This is a genomic window from Pseudomonas caspiana (assembly GCF_002158995.1).
GTDB lineage: Bacteria > Pseudomonadota > Gammaproteobacteria > Pseudomonadales > Pseudomonadaceae > Aquipseudomonas > Aquipseudomonas caspiana.
Genome location: NZ_LOHF01000009.1, coordinates 71,117 through 86,311 on the forward strand (window position 1 = coordinate 71,117; position 15,195 = coordinate 86,311).

Consider the following 15,195-nt stretch of genomic DNA (forward strand, 5'->3'; position numbering starts at 1 on the left):
CCTCGTAACCTCGGTGAGCTCCTACGGGGGCAGCACCTTATAAAGCATCAATCTAACTTCCCGATCTGTATGGTCGACAATTCGGCATAAGCGTCTGCCGAGGCGTGCTGCTACAATGCGTGCCTTGCGAATTTCCAGTCCCATACTGATCAGGAGCACACGGTGCCCGTCGTATTTGTAGCCGCTTCCAAGCTGCCTACCCCTTTTGCCGAATTCACCATGCATGGCTTTCTCGAGCATGCAACAGGTCGCGAACACCTTGTGTTGAGCCTGGGCGACGTATCCGATGGCGCTCCAGTGCTGGGTCGCGTCCATTCCGAATGCCTGACCGGCGATGCATTGTTCAGTCAGCGTTGTGATTGTGGCTCCCAACTTGAAGCTGCCTTGCGTGCCATCGCGTCTGAAGGTCGCGGCGTTTTGCTGTACTTGCGTCAGGAAGGCCGGGGCATTGGCTTGCTGAACAAGGTCCGTGCTTATGAGCTGCAGGATGGCGGCGCTGATACCGTTGAAGCCAACGAGCGTCTGGGTTTTGCTGCTGACCAGCGCGACTACGCCATCTGCCTGCCAATGCTGCAGCACTTGGGTGTCGATGCACTGCGTTTGATGACCAACAACCCACGCAAGGTCAAAGCCTTGACCGAAATGGGCATCAATGTCGCCGAGCGTGTGCCGCTGCACACCGGTCATAACCCGCACAACAAACTCTACCTGGCCACCAAGGCTGGCAAGCTCGGCCACATGATGGGCAACGAGCATCAGGGCGAGGCGGATCGCGCTTGAATCGCAACAACACCAGACGTCGCTTCGCCCTCGCGTGGTGGTGGCAAATGGTGTTGACCCTGGCGCCGCTGTTTGTGATCAGCGGCGCGTTCGATAGTAAAAACGCCATTTTCCCCGTGCTGGCGATGCCGTTTTTCGTGGTCGGTCTGCTATCGATGTTTGTCAGCCTCAAGCCGTTCGGCCGCTACAAACACGCGCTGATTGCCACGGGCGCGGCCCGCGACACTCCTGAAGAACCTGCTGCCTGGATCGCCCTTGCTGACACTCGCCGTGTCGCGTTTCTGGCTGCAGGTCTGCCTGCCTGGATCGCTGCACTGGCGGTCTTTGTCGGGATGGAAACAGTGCCGTTGCTACTGTTGGCGTTCTCTAGCGTGGTACTTCTGTATCTCTACCGGATACCGCGGCAACTGGTTTGAAGTACTGCCCCCTGTAGGAGCTGCCGAAGGCCGCGAAAGCATTCTCATGGCAGACCGAATTCGCAGCCTGCGGCAGCTTCTACAGAAGCTGTTTGTACTGGCATGAAAAGGAGCTTTTTATGAACGGACCTGACCCGCAAAATCCCCATCCAATGAACGGCTTCCCGCAGGTGTGTTTCATAAAAAACACCCTCAGCAGTCCGAACATCATCGTCGGTGATTACACCTACTACGATGATCCCGAAGACTCGGAAAACTTCGAGCGTAACGTCCTCTATCACTTCCCGTTCATTGGCGACAAACTGATCATCGGTAAATTCTGCGCTCTGGCCAGAGGCACTAAATTCATCATGAACGGTGCCAATCACAAGCTGAGTGGCATCTCGACGTATCCGTTTCAGATCTTCGGCAACGGCTGGGAGAAGGTCATGCCTGAGCCGGGTGACTTGCCCTACAAAGGCGATACCGTGGTAGGTAACGATGTCTGGATGGGCTACGACGTGCTGGTCATGCCCGGCGTGAAGATCGGCGACGGAGCGATCATCTCTGCGCGCTCGGTTGTGGTCGCAGATGTCCCAGCGTACAGCGTGGTTGGTGGTAATCCGGCCAAAGTCCTGAAACACCGCTTCCCCGCTGAAGTCATCGAACGACTGCTGGCCATTGCCTGGTGGGACTGGCCTATAGAGAAAATTACCCGGAATCTGCAGGTGATCGTTTCAGGTGATATCGAGGCGTTACAGGCAGCGGTTTAGCGTAAAGACGCGCACATTTCCTGTGGGGGCTCACCGAGGTTACGAGGCCAGCGATGGCGGTGTATCAGATAAGCCGCCATCGCGGCCTCGCGCTGCTCGTGCGCTCCTACAGATCTGTGTTTGCTGCGCGACAGCGCAATGCCAGGGGACGCATAGTCTGCATATCCCTGTAGGAGTGAGCTTGCTCGCGATAGCGTCAGGCCAGTCAATGATTCATAAACAGAAAAATCGAATCGCGAGCAAGCTCACTCCTACAGGGCCGTGTTTGCTTAGCGACAGAGCATTGTCAGGACACAGTGTCATCCTCTGCCAGTCATCAATCAAATTGCACAAAAAAGGCGCTCAATGAGCGCCTTTCTTTTTGATGCTTTCAACGATCAGCCAATCAACGCCAGTCGCTCGTTGATCGCCGCTTCAATCCCGGCCTCATCCAATCCGCACTCTGCCAGCATTTGCGCGGGCTTGGCGTGTTCGACGTAAACATCCGGCAAGCCGAGATGCAATACGGACTTGAGGATGTTTTCCCGCGCCAGGAACTCGCTGACAGCGGCACCGGCACCGCCCATGACGGCGTTTTCTTCGATGGTCACCAGCAGTTCATGGTTGGCGGCAGCGTCGCGGATCAACGTTTCATCAATCGGTTTGACGAAGCGCATATCGATCACAGTCGCGTCGATCTTTTCCGCTACTTTCAGCGCGTCGGCCAATTGCACGCCAAACACCAGAATGGCAACGCCCTGACCATTACGGCGAACAATGCCTTTGCCGATCTCGATAGGGGCCAAGCCATTGTCGATCACTGCGTTCGGCCCGGTACCGCGTGGATAGCGCACAGCGGCGGGGCCGTTATGCAGGTACCCGGTGCTGAGCATCAAGCGCAGTTCGTTTTCGTCGCTCGGCGTCATGACGACGATGCCCGGGATGCAGCGCAGGTACGATAGATCGAAGCTGCCCGCGTGGGTCGGACCGTCTTCGCCGACCAGGCCCGCGCGGTCGATGGCGAACAGGACGTCGAGGTTCTGCACCGCCACGTCATGCACCAACTGGTCATAGCCGCGTTGCAGGAAGGTGGAGTAGATCGCGACTACCGGCTTTGAGCCTTCACAGGCCATCCCTGCAGCCAGCGTCACAGCGTGCTGCTCGGCAATCGCTACGTCGAAGTAGCGCTCGGGGAAGCGCTCGCTGAACTCGACCATGTCCGAGCCTTCTTTCATCGCCGGGGTAATGCCTACCAGACGTGAATCAGCCTCGGCCATGTCGCAGATCCACTGACCAAACACACCGGAATACTTCGGCCCGCTGGCCTTTTTCGGGGCTGCGGCTGGAGCATCAAGTGGCTCCAGTTTGGTGATGGCGTGGTAGCCGATCGGGTCGACTTCAGCAGGAGCGAAGCCTTTGCCTTTCTTGGTCACAACGTGCAGGAACTGCGGACCTTTAAGGTCTCGCATGTTACGCAGGGTTGCGATTAGGGTTGGCAGGTCGTGGCCGTCAATAGGTCCGATGTAGTTCCAGCCCAGTTCTTCGAACAGAGTGCCTGGAACCAGCATGCCTTTCGCGTATTCCTCGGTGCGGCGGGCAATTTCCCACGCACCTGGCAAACGCGACAGAACCTTTTTGCTGCCCTCACGCATGCTGCTGTAAGTGCGGCTGGAGAGGATCTTGGCCAGATAATTTGACAATCCGCCCACGTTGCGCGAGATCGACATGTCGTTGTCGTTGAGGATAACGAGCATGTTGGCGGCGACTTCAGGCGCGTGGTTCAGCGCTTCGAAAGCCATGCCGGCCGTCAACGCACCATCACCGATCACGGCGATCGACTTGCGGTCGCTGCCTTGCAGGCGGGCGGCAATGGCCATGCCCAGCGCTGCGCTGATCGACGTGCTGGAGTGACCGACGCCAAAAGTGTCGTACTCACTCTCGCTGCGACGCGGGAAGGCGGCAACACCGTCCTTCTGGCGCAGGGTGTTCATGCGCTGACGACGACCGGTGAGGATCTTGTGCGGGTACGCCTGATGGCCCACGTCCCAGACCAAACGGTCGTCCGGGGTATCGAAGACGTAATGCAGGGCGATGGTCAGCTCGATAACACCCAGGCCGGCACCGAAATGCCCGCCGGTCTGGCCAACGGAATAGAGCAGCTCCAGGCGCAGTTCATCGGCCAGGGCCTCCAGCTCGGCTTCGCCCAGGCGACGCAAGCCGTCCGGCGTTTCAGCACGGTCGAGCAGCGGCGTGGTAGGGCGCACGCGGGGAATCTCTTTAAACGTCGTGGGCATCAGGCGAATCGTTATAAGTAAAAGAGGCAGCAGTTTACCTGATGCATCGCATGCTGCCCATGAAGTGCAGTCGCTGATGCGCAGGTAAACCTGTCAAACACAAGTCTCTGACCCGGCCAGACAAGGCCGGTTCGGGATATTTGCAGTCGTGTAATCGGGATCAGTTACGCCGTTCGACGATGAAACGAGCCAGTTCACGCAACGGATCAGCCGACGCGTCGAAAGGTCGCAGGGCGTCAATGGCTTGGTCGCGCAGTTGCAAGGCGTATTGCCGGGCAGGCTCCAGACCCAGTAGCGCCGGATACGTCGGCTTGTCGCGGGCGATGTCAGCACCTTGGCGCTTACCGAGGGTTTCGGTATCGCTTTCGACGTCGAGAATGTCGTCCTGCACCTGGAACGCCAGACCGATTGCCCGCGCGTAGACTTGCAGCGCATCGAGCCGGGCCTGATCGGCATTGCCGCTGGCCAATGCGCCAAGCTTCACGCTGGCTTCGATCAGAGCGCCGGTCTTGTGCCGGTGCATGAATTCCAGTGCGGCCTGATCCAGCTTGAGGCCTACCGAGCCCAGGTCGATGGCCTGACCGCCGACCATACCAGCAGGGCCAGCGGCCAATGCCAGAGCACTGACCATTTGCAGGCGGGCTTCGGCGTCTCGCGAAGTCAGGGTTGGGTCCAGCAGAGCAGTGAAAGCCAGGCTTTGCAGGCCGTCACCGGCCAAAATCGCGCAGGCTTCGTCAAATGCTTTGTGAGTGGTGGGCTGGCCGCGACGCAAATCGTCATCGTCCATGGCAGGCAAGTCATCATGAACCAGCGAGTAAGCGTGGATCAGCTCGACCGCGCAGGCTGCGCCGTTAGCGTCCTCAGCCTTGCCGCCCAGCGCTTCGCAGGCAGCGTAGGCCAGCAGCGGGCGTACGCGTTTACCGCCGTTCATCACGCTATAACGCATAGCGGCGTAAAGACGGGTCAATTCTGGAGCGGGTGCTGCAAACAGACCTTCCAGCGCCGCGTTGACGCGGGTCTGACTCAGTGCCTGATAAGTCGCGATCATTCAGGCTGTTCCGCGTCGAATGGCTCTTCGGCCAATTCGCCGTCGCGTTCGAGCAGCACCTGAACCTTCTGTTCGGCTTGCGCCAGCGCGCCCTGGCAGTCGCGGGTCAGGCGAATACCTTGCTCGAAGGCAGTCAGCGAGTCTTCCAACGACAACTCGCCGTTCTCCAGACGCTCTACCAGCGTTTGCAGATCAGCGAGTGATTGTTCGAAATCCAGTGCAGCTTTCTTGCGGGCCATGGGGGCTATTCCGGTAGAGGTTAAACCGGCGCGACACTAGCAGAGCGAGGGCGTCGGGGCAAATTGACTCAGTCAATAATCTCGTGGGCCCCCGGCAATTCATTACTTACCGGACATCATGCGGTCCATAGAGACAAGCCCTGCGCCGCGTCCCAGGATGACAAGCAGCAGGCCAGCCCATGAAAGATGGGTCGCCCACGCATCAGGATAGACAAACACCTGAATGACTACCGTCATAAACAGCAGCGCTAAAGCCGATAGTCGGGTAAGCAGACCGACGATTAGCAGTAACGGGAATACATGTTCTGCGTAAGTCGCCAATTGAGCTGCCAGCACCGGAGAAATCAGCGGCAGGTTGTACTCCATTTCAAACAGGTCGTAGGTCTTGGGGCTTATGGTCATAAACCCTTCTACCTTGGTACGTGCAGACATCAAGAATATAGCGGCGATGGATATGCGGGCGATCAGCGAAAGCAGGCTGTCGTTTACAAGTTGCTGCATGCATTCGGTAAGGCGATCCCATCGCGCACGCAAGTCTGAATGGGTGTTCGGGGTTGTTTTTGGCATGTTCATGGTTGCCTCCAGAAAACTATTGATTGAATTCAGTCACTGCGAAGGTGTTCGCAGTGATCAGGTGATCAAGCAGGTGGTTCAGGTCGAGGTCAGGTTCGTGATCAAGTGCAAGTTCTGCAGCGCGGCCCAAGGTCAGGTCTGCCGCGCAGCCTTCAAGGAAAGTGCAGCCGCCAATGCCTAGAGGGAGCCAGGTAATCTGGCCAGCACTTCTGGTCAGCAGTGCTCCCTCTCCTTGCCAGAGCAGGTTTTGCGGTAATTCCAGCTGTGCTCGGTTTACTCGCCAGAGTGTGTAGGCGGGGTGGCGGGGGAACCATATCCAGCGGGCGGTGGTGTTAGGCTTGAGGCGCATGTTCAGCAGCGCCTCTTCGTTCAGATTGAGGAAGGTTTTGATATCCAAACCGGGTGTTTCGGCCGCGCTGTGTACTTCAATCCAAAGAAGGTCGAGCCGGGCAACGTCACCCAGATACGGCATGGTCCGGGCATGTTCAAAGGTATCGAGGAAGTCCGGAAAGTCGGCACCGTAGAAAAGCAGCCGAGGATCCGAAGGCGGTGATTGCTTCGTATAAGTGGTGGCTGCTGCACGTAACCATTCCTCACCGACAAGACGTTCGACGGTCGGGAAGTTCGCTATCAACGCGTCAACAGACCCTTTTATTACTGTGTTGCGGTAGACCTCAAAGGCGGCCTGCCGGGTGACCTCCAGCGGAAGCATGTGGTCGTCTCGATAGAGTGCGCTGACGAAGGCATCCTGAAACTCGCTCAATGAAGCGCTCATTGGCTCATCTCCTGTTCGTTCTGCAGTATCGATTGCGCGATATCACGCTCAGCGACAAGGGTGTCGAAGGCGGGTATCCGGTCATCGCGTTCGATCAATGTGGGCCGAGGCCCCGCTCGTTTTATCAGGCGGCGGTAGAGTGACCAGACCGCGTCCGAAACCGGCGAATCATGACTGTCTATCAGCAGTGATGAGGTCCCGGAATCCTGGCTATGCCCGGCCAGATGGATCTCGGTTATAGCGTGTACAGGAAATTGATCAATGTAGGTTTCGGGGTTGAAACCCAGATTATGGGCGCTGATATGAACGTTATTGACATCAAGTAACAGGCCGCAGCCCGTCCTGCTGGCAAGTTGCTCCAGAAAGTCGACCTCATTCCAGTCGTGACCTTCCAGATTCAGATAATGGGTAGGGTTCTCAATTGATATGCAGCGCTGAAGGGCATCTTGTGTGCGTTGAATGTTATCGGCGATGCGGATAAGTGCAGCGGTGGTCCGGGGAAATGGCAGCAGGTCGGGATAGTACCGACCGCGCCATGTAGACCACGCAAGATGCTCCGAAATGAGCCTGGGCTGGAGGCGATCAGCGAGGATCCTCAGGCGCTGCAGATGTTCCGAGTCCGGCGGGCAATCGGCCGCCAGAGACAGGGAAACGCCGTGCAGCGACATAGGGTGGATGTCACCGATAGCTTCCAGCCAGTCCATGCGTGGACCGCCGCTGATCATGTAGTTCTCCGGATGGACTTCAAGCCAAAGGCCTTCACGCCGACTCTCAAGAACGTCTTCAAAGTGCTCGGCTTTGAGGCTGAGTCCGGCGCCCATTTCTCGAATTACTTTCATGATCAGTAGCTCTATTGATGAACGATTACATTGCTTTGAGCGTGCCCATTCCCTTTGGGGTTTTGATCGAGGTGCAGGTGCCTGCCGGAACGTACGTCCATGCATCTGCCTGGTAGTCGGTTTTGCTTGTGCCCGCGCAAGAAGTGCCTGCACCTGCCTTACAGTCGTTTTTGCCAGCCAGCGAAATGCCGTAGCAGCGTTCTTTGGCCCCGCTTTTTGCTGCCGGCGTTTCAGCCGCGATAGCACTTGCTGCAAAGGATGTAAGGGCAATTGCAAGAGCGGCGGTTTTAATGTTGTTCATATTGTTTTCTCCGGGAAATTATTGGTTGGCCTTAGTTCAGTGCCTAATAGCGCTGCACTATGGTCCGAGAGGTAATTCGCCGCTTGTGGATCGTGGGTTACAGCGGTCATTAAATATTTTTTGAAATTCTTTGATGGGTGTCGTTGCCGGGGGGATTGGGCAGACTCGGGACGCTTGCCCATGGAGCCGTGCTTACCGCATTGCAGGTGCGAACAGGAACGCCGAGCGCTCAGAGTGTCCGCAAAAAAATATTTATATCGGTGTAACCAATGCGTGAAATGGATCGAAATACATACAGCGAGTTGTTGCGAAAGCGAGAGAGGGATCTACAAGTGCTATTTCTTTCCGGACTGGAGGGTAACGAGTTTGCTTATCGTGCCTTTCTTAATGAACTAAGCACGCACTTGCGCGGTTTTCTGCGTGGGAAACTTCAACGTCAACCTGATGAAATCGAGGATCTTCTGCAGGAAGTTTTACTGGCGGTGCACAACAGCCGACAAACCTATCGCTCAGACCAGCCGTTAACGGCATGGGTTTTTGCCATTGCTCGTTATAAGCTCAGTGATTTGTTCCGTTTGCGCTCACGCCGCGAGGTGTTTAACGATTCGCTTGATGATGTGGAAGAGCTCTTTGCCGCGCCGCATCTTGAAGCCGCTCAGGCAAATCGCGACCTGCAAAAGCTCCTGAACGAATTACCGGATCGCCAGCGTTTGCCTATCCAGCATGTAAAGCTCGAAGGGCTTTCGGTCACGCAGACAGCTCGTATGACCGGTTTGTCAGAGTCGGCGGTAAAGGTTGGTGTGCATCGGGGGCTTAAAGCGTTGGGGGCGTTGATTAGAGGTAAATGATGAAGACTGACGACTTGATCTCCATGCTTGTAACCGGGGTTCAGCCCATTGATCGCAGAGCGCCCGAGAAACGTCTGGGCGTAGTGGTTTTGTTTGGCTTGTCGCTGGCAACGCTGTGCGTCGTCTCGTTCTTTGGCGTCAGGGTGGATATTGCTTACGCCGTTTCAACAATCATTTTCTGGGTGAAAACGGGTTTGCCATTGTGCGTGATGGTGGGGGCCCTGTTGATGCTCAATCGCTTGGCCAGGCCCGGCATGTCTGCCGGCGCAGGCAGCCTGTGGGTAGTCGTTGCGCTGGTTGCCCTATGGGCCGCAGCTTTCAATGTCCTGGCCAATGCTGAGCCCGATGTTCGCCCGGTGCTTCTTTTGGGCGAAACCTGGCGTACCTGTGCGCCAAGCGTCGCTATGCTTTCAATTCCGGGGTTCATCGCTGCATTTTGGGCAATGCGGGGGTTAGCGCCGACCCGTTTGAGGATGGCAGGGGCCTGTTGCGGAATGCTGGCCGGCGCCTTGGGGTGTCTGGCCTACTGTCTGCATTGTCCTGAAATGGAAGTATCTTTCTGGGCGGTGTGGTATTTCCTTGGGATGTTACTACCCACCGCTCTTGGCGCGCTTGCCGGGCCCTGGTTGTTGCGCTGGTAGTCGAAGACGTCATCGCCATCCGCGCTCACAGCCCAACGTGTTGGCTGGAGCTCACGCCCGTCCAATACTCGAATAACTCAACCCGGCATCCGCCAAGGCTTTGGGCTCATAAAGATTGCGCCCATCGATCACGACCGCCGATTTGAGTTGCTGCCTGAGCCAAATGAAATCAACGCTGCGAAAGGCTTTCCATTCGGTGCAGATCACCAATGCATCTGCGCCTTTGACTGCCTGGATGCGATCACCGGCCAGAATCAGATCGTCACGTTCACCGTAGATTTTCCGGCACTCCTGCATCGCCTCTGGATCGTAGGCCTGAACTCTGGCGCCTGCGCTCCACAGCGACTCCATCAAATCTCTGCTTGGTGCTGCGCGCATGTCATCGGTATTGGGTTTGAATGCCAGCCCCCAGACCGCGATGGTTTTCCCTGCCAGTTGCCCCTCCAGAGCCGTTTCCAGTTTTTTGAACAGCGCGGTTTTCTGTCGCTGATTGATCTCTTCCACGGCCCTCAGTAATTGCGGGGTGTACCCGACTTCGTGAGCCGTGCGACTCAGCGCCTGAATATCCTTGGGGAAGCAAGACCCGCCATAGCCGCAACCGGGGTAGATAAAGTCGTAACCGATGCGCGGATCGCTGCCGATACCGTGGCGAACCTGCTCGATGTCCACGTCCAGGCGTTCGGCCAGGTTGGCCATTTCATTCATGAAACTGATTTTTGTCGCCAACATGGCGTTGGCCGCGTACTTGGTCAGCTCGGCGGCGCGCACGCTCATGAACATCAACTTGTTGTGATTGCGGTTGTAGGGCGCATAGCACTCATGCATGACTGTTCTGACCCGTTCCGAGTCGGTGCCGATGATGATCCGGGCGCCACGGGTGAAATCCTCGATGGCCGCGCCTTCCTTTAAAAACTCGGGGTTGGAGCAGACATCGAAAGGCAGTTGCAGGTCGCGGCCGTCCAGTTGCGCACGAATAGTGTTTGCTACTTTTTCCCCGGTGCCGACCGGAACCGTGGATTTGTCGACCACGACTTTATAGCTCTGCATGTGCTGGCCGATGCTTCGCGCTACTGCGAGGACATGTTGCAGATCAGCGCTGCCGTCCTCATCGGAAGGTGTGCCTACGGCGATGAACAGCAGGTCGGCAAAAGCCACGGCCTGCGCCGCATCGGTCGAGAAAAACAGTCTCTGGGCCTGCATGTTGCTGCGCATGAGCATGTTCAGTCCGGGCTCATGAATGGGCGTTTCGCCTGAGTTGAGCAGCTCTATCCGTTGCGTGTCGATGTCCATGCACAGCACGTCATGCCCGACATCGGCAAGGCATGCGCTGGCTACCAGACCGACATAGCCTGATCCAAAAACACTGATCTTCATGAGTCATTACCCTCGGGACGTTTGGCGCAGAGTGGGGGCGGGTATGACGGTACCGAGAGCGTGTTACAGCCAGTGCAGCGCTTTAATTGCCCAGGTTTTACGACGCTATGGTGCGACTGAACGGCTCTGGATCAGTGCCTTTTCAGGGGGTGGCGATCAGCGCTGTTACTCAAAAAAAACGGACAGGTAGTCAAGTTATGCGATTGGCGGGCCGATATGCCCTGTGCACAGGCTGCTATCAATAAAAATAACTACAGCGTGCATTTGGGGGAAACACAGGCACATCACGGAGATTTTATGAACAGCAGCTTTGCCAACATCAGCGTCACTATGAAGTTAGCCCTGGGATTCGGGGTTGTGCTTTTATTCACGGCGCTGCTTTCACTTCTGGGATGGACCAGTCTGGATAAGCTGATCTACCGTACCGACAGAATCGGTGATATCAGTGAGCTCACCGATCGTCTCACCGTGTTACGCGTCGCGCGTCTGCAATACATGCTCGCCAATGGTGACGACGCTGCTGCACAAAAAGTGCAGACCACTCTGGAAGACTTCAAGAAGCAACAGCAACTACTGCTGTCGACCTTCACTAATCCGCTCAACGCCAAAGCTCTGGCGCGACTCACTGACATCATCAAAGACTATGAGACGTCGCTGAGTCAGATGCGCAGTGGTTATCAGACCAGTACGAAGGTCCGCGCCGACATGGGCGCTGAAGCCACTAAAGGTGCCCAGTTGATTGCCACGATCAACGACTCGGTGCTTAAGCAGGACCCATCGAATCCTGAGCGTTCAGACCAGTTGCAACTGCTGGCCGACGCCAAAATGGACTTTCAACTGGTCCGTTATGAAGTGCGTGGCTACACCGGCAACTCCAATGAAAAGACTGAGCAGGCCGCGTTCAGCCAGCTGGAAACGGCCATTAAAAACGTGGACAAGCTGAAGGCTGTTTTCAGTGCGACCCACGGCAGCGAAGTCGCACAGTTGGAAGCATCCCTGCGTAATTACCTGACTTCGGTTCAGGCTTACAAAGCCGCGAACGACGCTATTGTGACGGCGCGCAAAGACATGACTGCTCAAGGTTACGAGATCGTTCACCTCAGCGAAGAACTCTCAAAAATTCAGTTGACGCTCGCAGCCGAAGACACCAGCACGGCCCGCAGCCTGCAAATCGGCGGCACTGTGGCGGCCCTGCTGTTGGGTATTTTTGCGGCGGTCGTCATCACTCGCCAGATCACTCGTCCGCTGCAGCAAACACTGGAAGTGGTGGACCGCATTGCCTCGGGCGATCTGACTCATACGATCGCTGTTACTCGTCGCGATGAACTGGGCGTGCTGCAACAAGGCATCCAGCGCATGGGTGCCACGTTGCGGGATCTGATCAGCGGGATTCGTGATGGCGTGACGCAGATCGCCAGCGCGGCTGAGGAATTGTCCGCCGTGACCGAGCAGACCAGCGCCGGGGTCAACAACCAGAAGATCGAGACCGATCAAGTTGCCACCGCCATGCAAGAAATGTCTGCCACGGTGCACGAAGTTGCGCGCAACGCTGAGCAGGCTTCGGTAGCTGCTGCGAATGCCGACACGCAAGCCCGGGACGGTGACAAAGTGGTGGGCGAGGCCATCACGCAAATCGAAAAACTGGCCGGTGAAGTACTACGTTCAAGCGACGCCATGACCTTGCTGGAGCAGGAAAGCGACAAGATCGGCAAAGTCATGGACGTGATCAAAGCCGTGGCTGAGCAGACCAATCTGTTGGCCCTCAACGCTGCCATTGAAGCGGCACGGGCCGGTGAGGCTGGGCGTGGTTTTGCGGTGGTCGCCGACGAAGTGCGCGGCCTGGCCCAACGCACTCAGCAGTCTACCGAAGAGATCGAAAGTCTGATCGCCGGGCTGCAAAACGGCACCCGTCAGGTTTCGCAAATCATGCTGGGCAGTCGCTCTCTGACCGACAGCAGCGTCGCGCTGACCCGCAAGGCGGGGACCTCTCTGGAAAGCATCACTCAAACCGTTTCCAGTATTCAGGCGATGAACCAGCAAATTGCCGCCGCAGCTGAGCAACAAAGCTCGGTGGCCGATGAAATCAGCCGCAGCATCGTCAATGTGCGTGATGTGTGTGAACAGACCGCCGAAGCCAGCGAAGAGACCGCCGCATCCAGCGTTGAGTTGGCGCGTTTGGGTGGTCAGTTGCAGATGATGGTTGGGCATTTCAAGGTTTAACACCTACGCGGTCATCGTCAGCCCGACGATGACCGCGCCCGTCAACAGCGCCGCCAGCCCAAGACCGAGCCACGCCCGCCAGGCGCTGGCAGTGCTGAATACCCAGATGACGACAGCGGTGTACAGCACAAAACTCAACAGCGTCGTGACCTGCACGACGCTTGCCGGATCGCTGCCTGAGACGCGCGGCAGCAACAGCGCCAGCATCGACATGACCAATGCAGACAAAACGTAACCGCCGGTTGTGGCGGCCAGCACCCGGCTGAGAATCATCCAGCGGTAGAGGTGTGTACTGGTGGTTTTTTTCATTGCACATCACCTGTAGATGCCACAAATAATCTGGTGAGTTGGAATGCGATTTTATGTGGGAGCTGAGCTTGCTCGCGATAAGGACACAGCGACTCTAAAGTGAACCGCGTCTAGCCTTATCGCGAGCAAGCTCAGCTCCCACGATGACTGGCATTTCAAATCGAGCTGGGGGTTGCCTGGTTAGCTATTCGCTGCTTCAACAAAGCCATCACCAGCGCGACCCCAAACCCCAGCGCTACAATCTCAACGCTCCCGCGCTGCCAATCCCCTGCACTGATGTAGCGGCCGATATGCTGCCCGGTTGTACAAAAATTGACCGCTGGTAAACAAATGCACAGCACGGCTGCGCAGACCAATTGTTCGGTCCAGGCCTTCTTGGCCGGACGAAATAGGGCATGAACCAATGTCGCCAGCCAGATCAGCAAGAAGCTACGAATCTCCCATGTTGCGCGGTCCAAAATGTCCGCTGATATAAAGCGGTTGGCGTAGAAATAACCAATACAAGCCACGCCAATGCCCGCAATACTCGCCACGTTAAACGCCTCAATACAGCGGTAGACCCTGGCAGTCGCGGCTCCGAATTCTTTCTGGCTCTTGTTGCGTCGTTTGATGGTGAACAGCAGCGTGCCGGTCGCCATCATCGCCATGCCTAGCATTCCGCTGACGAAATACAGCCACTTCATGCCCCAGCCACCAAACTCGGCGAAATGCAGTGAGCGCAGCACGCCGTAAATCTGATCGCCCAACGACATCGTTTCCGGCAGCGGCTTCTGCACCTGCAAAGTCGCGCCCGTTACGCCGTCAAACAGCACGCTGGCTTGAGGCGTGAACAGTGTCTGCGACGGGTGAGCTTCATCGTGTCGGCCCATCACCCGGACGGTTGCCTTCTGCGTGCCTGGGTTCTGCACCAGCAACATGCGTGCGTCCTGACCGGTCGAGGTTTGTGCTTGGCGCAGTAGTGAGGGCCAATCAGTCGCAGCATTATTGGGCTCGCCGACAGAGGCCGCTTCACCCGACAGTTCCGACTGAAACTGGCTGTATGCATTCGGGCCAGAACCGTAGGCCGTTTGCAGAGGCCAGGGCATGTAACTGGTATAGAAAATCGCCAGCCCGGTATAGGCAATCATTAACAGAAAGGGCAGGGTCATGACCGCCGTGGCGTTGTGCGCATCCAGCCAGGAGCGCAAACCTTTGTTGGCGCGGAAGGTGAAAAAGTCCTGAAAGATTCGCCGGTGGATCACTACGCCAGACACCAGCGCAACCAGCATGCCTACGGTCAGCCAGCCCACCAACCAGAAACCCAGCACCGGCAAATGCAGCATGTAGTGAAACGACATGAAATGCCGTCCGCCTTCGGTTTTTCGCGCTATGCCTATGGGGAGTATTTCGCCGGTTTCAGCCGACAGCGAAACCTGCTGAAGGGTTGATCCGGAACGCCAGGCCAGCTGTAGGGCCTGGCCCGGATACTGAGGGAATTCCACTCTCCAGAATCGGGCGCCGGATGCGTGTTCGACCAAGTAGCGCTCGGCGTAGCGGGCGGCACTCGTACCATCGCTGACGGCGCTAGAGTCCTTTACAACCAGTGGCTGCGCTTCCATCCAGCGTGTGATGGGTTCGCGAAATACGCTCAACGTGCCGGTCAGAAAAATCGCACACAACAACCATCCACACACCAGCCCGCACCACGTGTGGAGCCACGACATGGACTGGCGAAATTTACCTTTCACGATTGGGTTCGCCGGGGTTTATCAATGCGGCCAAGGCTTCCATCAAAAAAATGCAATCTTCCAGATTGAACCCAATCCTG

General features: G+C 56.9%; 16 protein-coding genes. 6 read left to right on the top strand and 10 right to left on the bottom strand.

The window, feature by feature from the left end:
• Nucleotides 1-162 precede the first annotated feature (162 nt).
• The 3 genes from ribA (at nt 163) to AUC60_RS12700 (ending at nt 1,948) form a co-directional block, all read left to right on the top strand.
• Nucleotides 163-780 (top strand): GTP cyclohydrolase II, encoded by a 618-nt coding sequence (gene ribA, locus AUC60_RS12690; RefSeq protein WP_087267523.1) that lies wholly within the window; start codon nt 163-165, stop codon nt 778-780.
• Nucleotides 777-1,196: an MFS transporter gene (locus AUC60_RS12695; RefSeq protein ID WP_087267526.1), complete on the top strand. Its 420-nt coding sequence runs from the start codon at nt 777-779 to the stop codon at nt 1,194-1,196. The genes ribA and AUC60_RS12695 overlap by 4 nt, the downstream gene beginning before the upstream one ends.
• A 119-nt stretch (nt 1,197-1,315) precedes the next feature.
• Complete coding sequence (locus AUC60_RS12700) at nt 1,316-1,948, top strand: Vat family streptogramin A O-acetyltransferase (protein WP_087267529.1); 633 nt, start codon at nt 1,316-1,318, stop codon at nt 1,946-1,948.
• Between the two features lie 377 nt (nt 1,949-2,325).
• Here AUC60_RS12700 and dxs read toward each other — a convergent pair whose 3' ends face one another.
• The 7 genes from dxs to AUC60_RS12735 all read right to left on the bottom strand — a co-directional run bounded on the left by dxs (nt 2,326) and on the right by AUC60_RS12735 (nt 7,996).
• Entirely contained in the window at nt 2,326-4,221 is a 1,896-nt protein-coding gene (gene dxs / locus AUC60_RS12705; RefSeq protein ID WP_087267533.1) for a 1-deoxy-D-xylulose-5-phosphate synthase, read from the bottom strand.
• Nucleotides 4,222-4,381: 160 nt separating this feature from the next.
• Nucleotides 4,382-5,269: a polyprenyl synthetase family protein gene (locus AUC60_RS12710; protein WP_087267536.1), complete on the bottom strand. Its 888-nt coding sequence runs from the start codon at nt 5,267-5,269 to the stop codon at nt 4,382-4,384.
• A complete protein-coding gene (locus tag AUC60_RS12715; RefSeq protein WP_020289635.1) occupies nt 5,266-5,508 on the bottom strand; it encodes an exodeoxyribonuclease VII small subunit in 243 nt (80 codons plus the stop codon). The genes AUC60_RS12710 and AUC60_RS12715 overlap by 4 nt, the downstream gene beginning before the upstream one ends.
• Before the next feature lie 102 nt (nt 5,509-5,610).
• Nucleotides 5,611-6,081 (bottom strand): DoxX family protein, encoded by a 471-nt coding sequence (locus tag AUC60_RS12720; protein WP_087267539.1) that lies wholly within the window; start codon nt 6,079-6,081, stop codon nt 5,611-5,613.
• A 16-nt stretch (nt 6,082-6,097) separates the two neighbouring features.
• Nucleotides 6,098-6,844, bottom strand: coding sequence for an HvfC/BufC N-terminal domain-containing protein (locus tag AUC60_RS12725; protein WP_238599569.1), 747 nt, complete (start codon nt 6,842-6,844; stop codon nt 6,098-6,100).
• Between the two features lie 8 nt (nt 6,845-6,852).
• Nucleotides 6,853-7,677, bottom strand: coding sequence for an MNIO family bufferin maturase (bufB, locus tag AUC60_RS12730; RefSeq protein WP_087267839.1), 825 nt, complete (start codon nt 7,675-7,677; stop codon nt 6,853-6,855).
• A 43-nt stretch (nt 7,678-7,720) separates the two neighbouring features.
• Nucleotides 7,721-7,996 (bottom strand): BufA1 family periplasmic bufferin-type metallophore, encoded by a 276-nt coding sequence (locus AUC60_RS12735; RefSeq protein ID WP_087267545.1) that lies wholly within the window; start codon nt 7,994-7,996, stop codon nt 7,721-7,723.
• 278 nt (nt 7,997-8,274) lie between these two features.
• On the opposite strand from AUC60_RS12735, the gene AUC60_RS12740 reads away from it, so the two are divergent.
• The gene (locus AUC60_RS12740) at nt 8,275-8,844 is read left to right on the top strand and encodes a sigma-70 family RNA polymerase sigma factor (protein ID WP_087267842.1); all 570 of its coding nucleotides are present in this window, start codon (nt 8,275-8,277) and stop codon (nt 8,842-8,844) included.
• Complete coding sequence (locus AUC60_RS12745) at nt 8,844-9,485, top strand: NrsF family protein (RefSeq protein WP_087267548.1); 642 nt, start codon at nt 8,844-8,846, stop codon at nt 9,483-9,485. Before AUC60_RS12740 ends, AUC60_RS12745 begins: the two co-directional genes overlap by 1 nt.
• A 51-nt stretch (nt 9,486-9,536) precedes the next feature.
• Here the strand turns inward: AUC60_RS12745 and AUC60_RS12750 are convergent, their stop codons facing one another.
• Entirely contained in the window at nt 9,537-10,859 is a 1,323-nt protein-coding gene (locus AUC60_RS12750; protein ID WP_087267551.1) for a UDP-glucose dehydrogenase family protein, read from the bottom strand.
• A 297-nt stretch (nt 10,860-11,156) separates the two neighbouring features.
• On the opposite strand from AUC60_RS12750, the gene AUC60_RS12755 reads away from it, so the two are divergent.
• Nucleotides 11,157-13,079 carry a methyl-accepting chemotaxis protein gene (locus AUC60_RS12755; protein WP_087267553.1) on the top strand — a complete coding sequence of 641 codons (1,923 nt, stop codon included), beginning with the start codon at nt 11,157-11,159 and terminating at the stop codon, nt 13,077-13,079.
• A 3-nt stretch (nt 13,080-13,082) separates the two neighbouring features.
• On the opposite strand, the gene AUC60_RS12760 is transcribed toward AUC60_RS12755, so the two are convergent.
• Together AUC60_RS12760 and AUC60_RS12765 are read right to left on the bottom strand one after the other, a co-directional pair.
• Nucleotides 13,083-13,388 carry a DUF3649 domain-containing protein gene (locus AUC60_RS12760; RefSeq protein WP_087267556.1) on the bottom strand — a complete coding sequence of 102 codons (306 nt, stop codon included), beginning with the start codon at nt 13,386-13,388 and terminating at the stop codon, nt 13,083-13,085.
• Nucleotides 13,389-13,543: 155 nt separating this feature from the next.
• Nucleotides 13,544-15,091, bottom strand: a complete 1,548-nt coding sequence (locus AUC60_RS12765; RefSeq protein WP_202973072.1) for a PepSY-associated TM helix domain-containing protein — start codon at nt 15,089-15,091, stop codon at nt 13,544-13,546.
• Between the last annotated feature and the right edge of the window lie 104 nt (nt 15,092-15,195).

Excerpts from the sequence above, each read along its gene's own strand:
- AUC60_RS12715 (WP_020289635.1), bottom strand. The coding sequence starts at position 5,508 with ATGGCCCGCAAGAAAGCTGCACTGGATTTCGAACAATCACTCGCTGAT.
- AUC60_RS12755 (WP_087267553.1), top strand. The coding sequence starts at position 11,157 with ATGAACAGCAGCTTTGCCAACATCAGCGTCACTATGAAGTTAGCCCTG.
- AUC60_RS12740 (WP_087267842.1), top strand. The coding sequence starts at position 8,275 with ATGGATCGAAATACATACAGCGAGTTGTTGCGAAAGCGAGAGAGGGAT.
- AUC60_RS12710 (WP_087267536.1), bottom strand. The coding sequence starts at position 5,269 with ATGATCGCGACTTATCAGGCACTGAGTCAGACCCGCGTCAACGCGGCG.
- AUC60_RS12760 (WP_087267556.1), bottom strand. The coding sequence starts at position 13,388 with ATGAAAAAAACCACCAGTACACACCTCTACCGCTGGATGATTCTCAGC.
- AUC60_RS12700 (WP_087267529.1), top strand. The coding sequence starts at position 1,316 with ATGAACGGACCTGACCCGCAAAATCCCCATCCAATGAACGGCTTCCCG.
- AUC60_RS12750 (WP_087267551.1), bottom strand. The coding sequence starts at position 10,859 with ATGAAGATCAGTGTTTTTGGATCAGGCTATGTCGGTCTGGTAGCCAGC.
- AUC60_RS12765 (WP_202973072.1), bottom strand. The coding sequence starts at position 15,091 with ATGTCGTGGCTCCACACGTGGTGCGGGCTGGTGTGTGGATGGTTGTTG.
- dxs (WP_087267533.1), bottom strand. The coding sequence starts at position 4,221 with ATGCCCACGACGTTTAAAGAGATTCCCCGCGTGCGCCCTACCACGCCG.
- AUC60_RS12735 (WP_087267545.1), bottom strand. The coding sequence starts at position 7,996 with ATGAACAACATTAAAACCGCCGCTCTTGCAATTGCCCTTACATCCTTT.
- AUC60_RS12720 (WP_087267539.1), bottom strand. The coding sequence starts at position 6,081 with ATGAACATGCCAAAAACAACCCCGAACACCCATTCAGACTTGCGTGCG.
- AUC60_RS12745 (WP_087267548.1), top strand. The coding sequence starts at position 8,844 with ATGAAGACTGACGACTTGATCTCCATGCTTGTAACCGGGGTTCAGCCC.
- bufB (WP_087267839.1), bottom strand. The coding sequence starts at position 7,677 with ATGGGCGCCGGACTCAGCCTCAAAGCCGAGCACTTTGAAGACGTTCTT.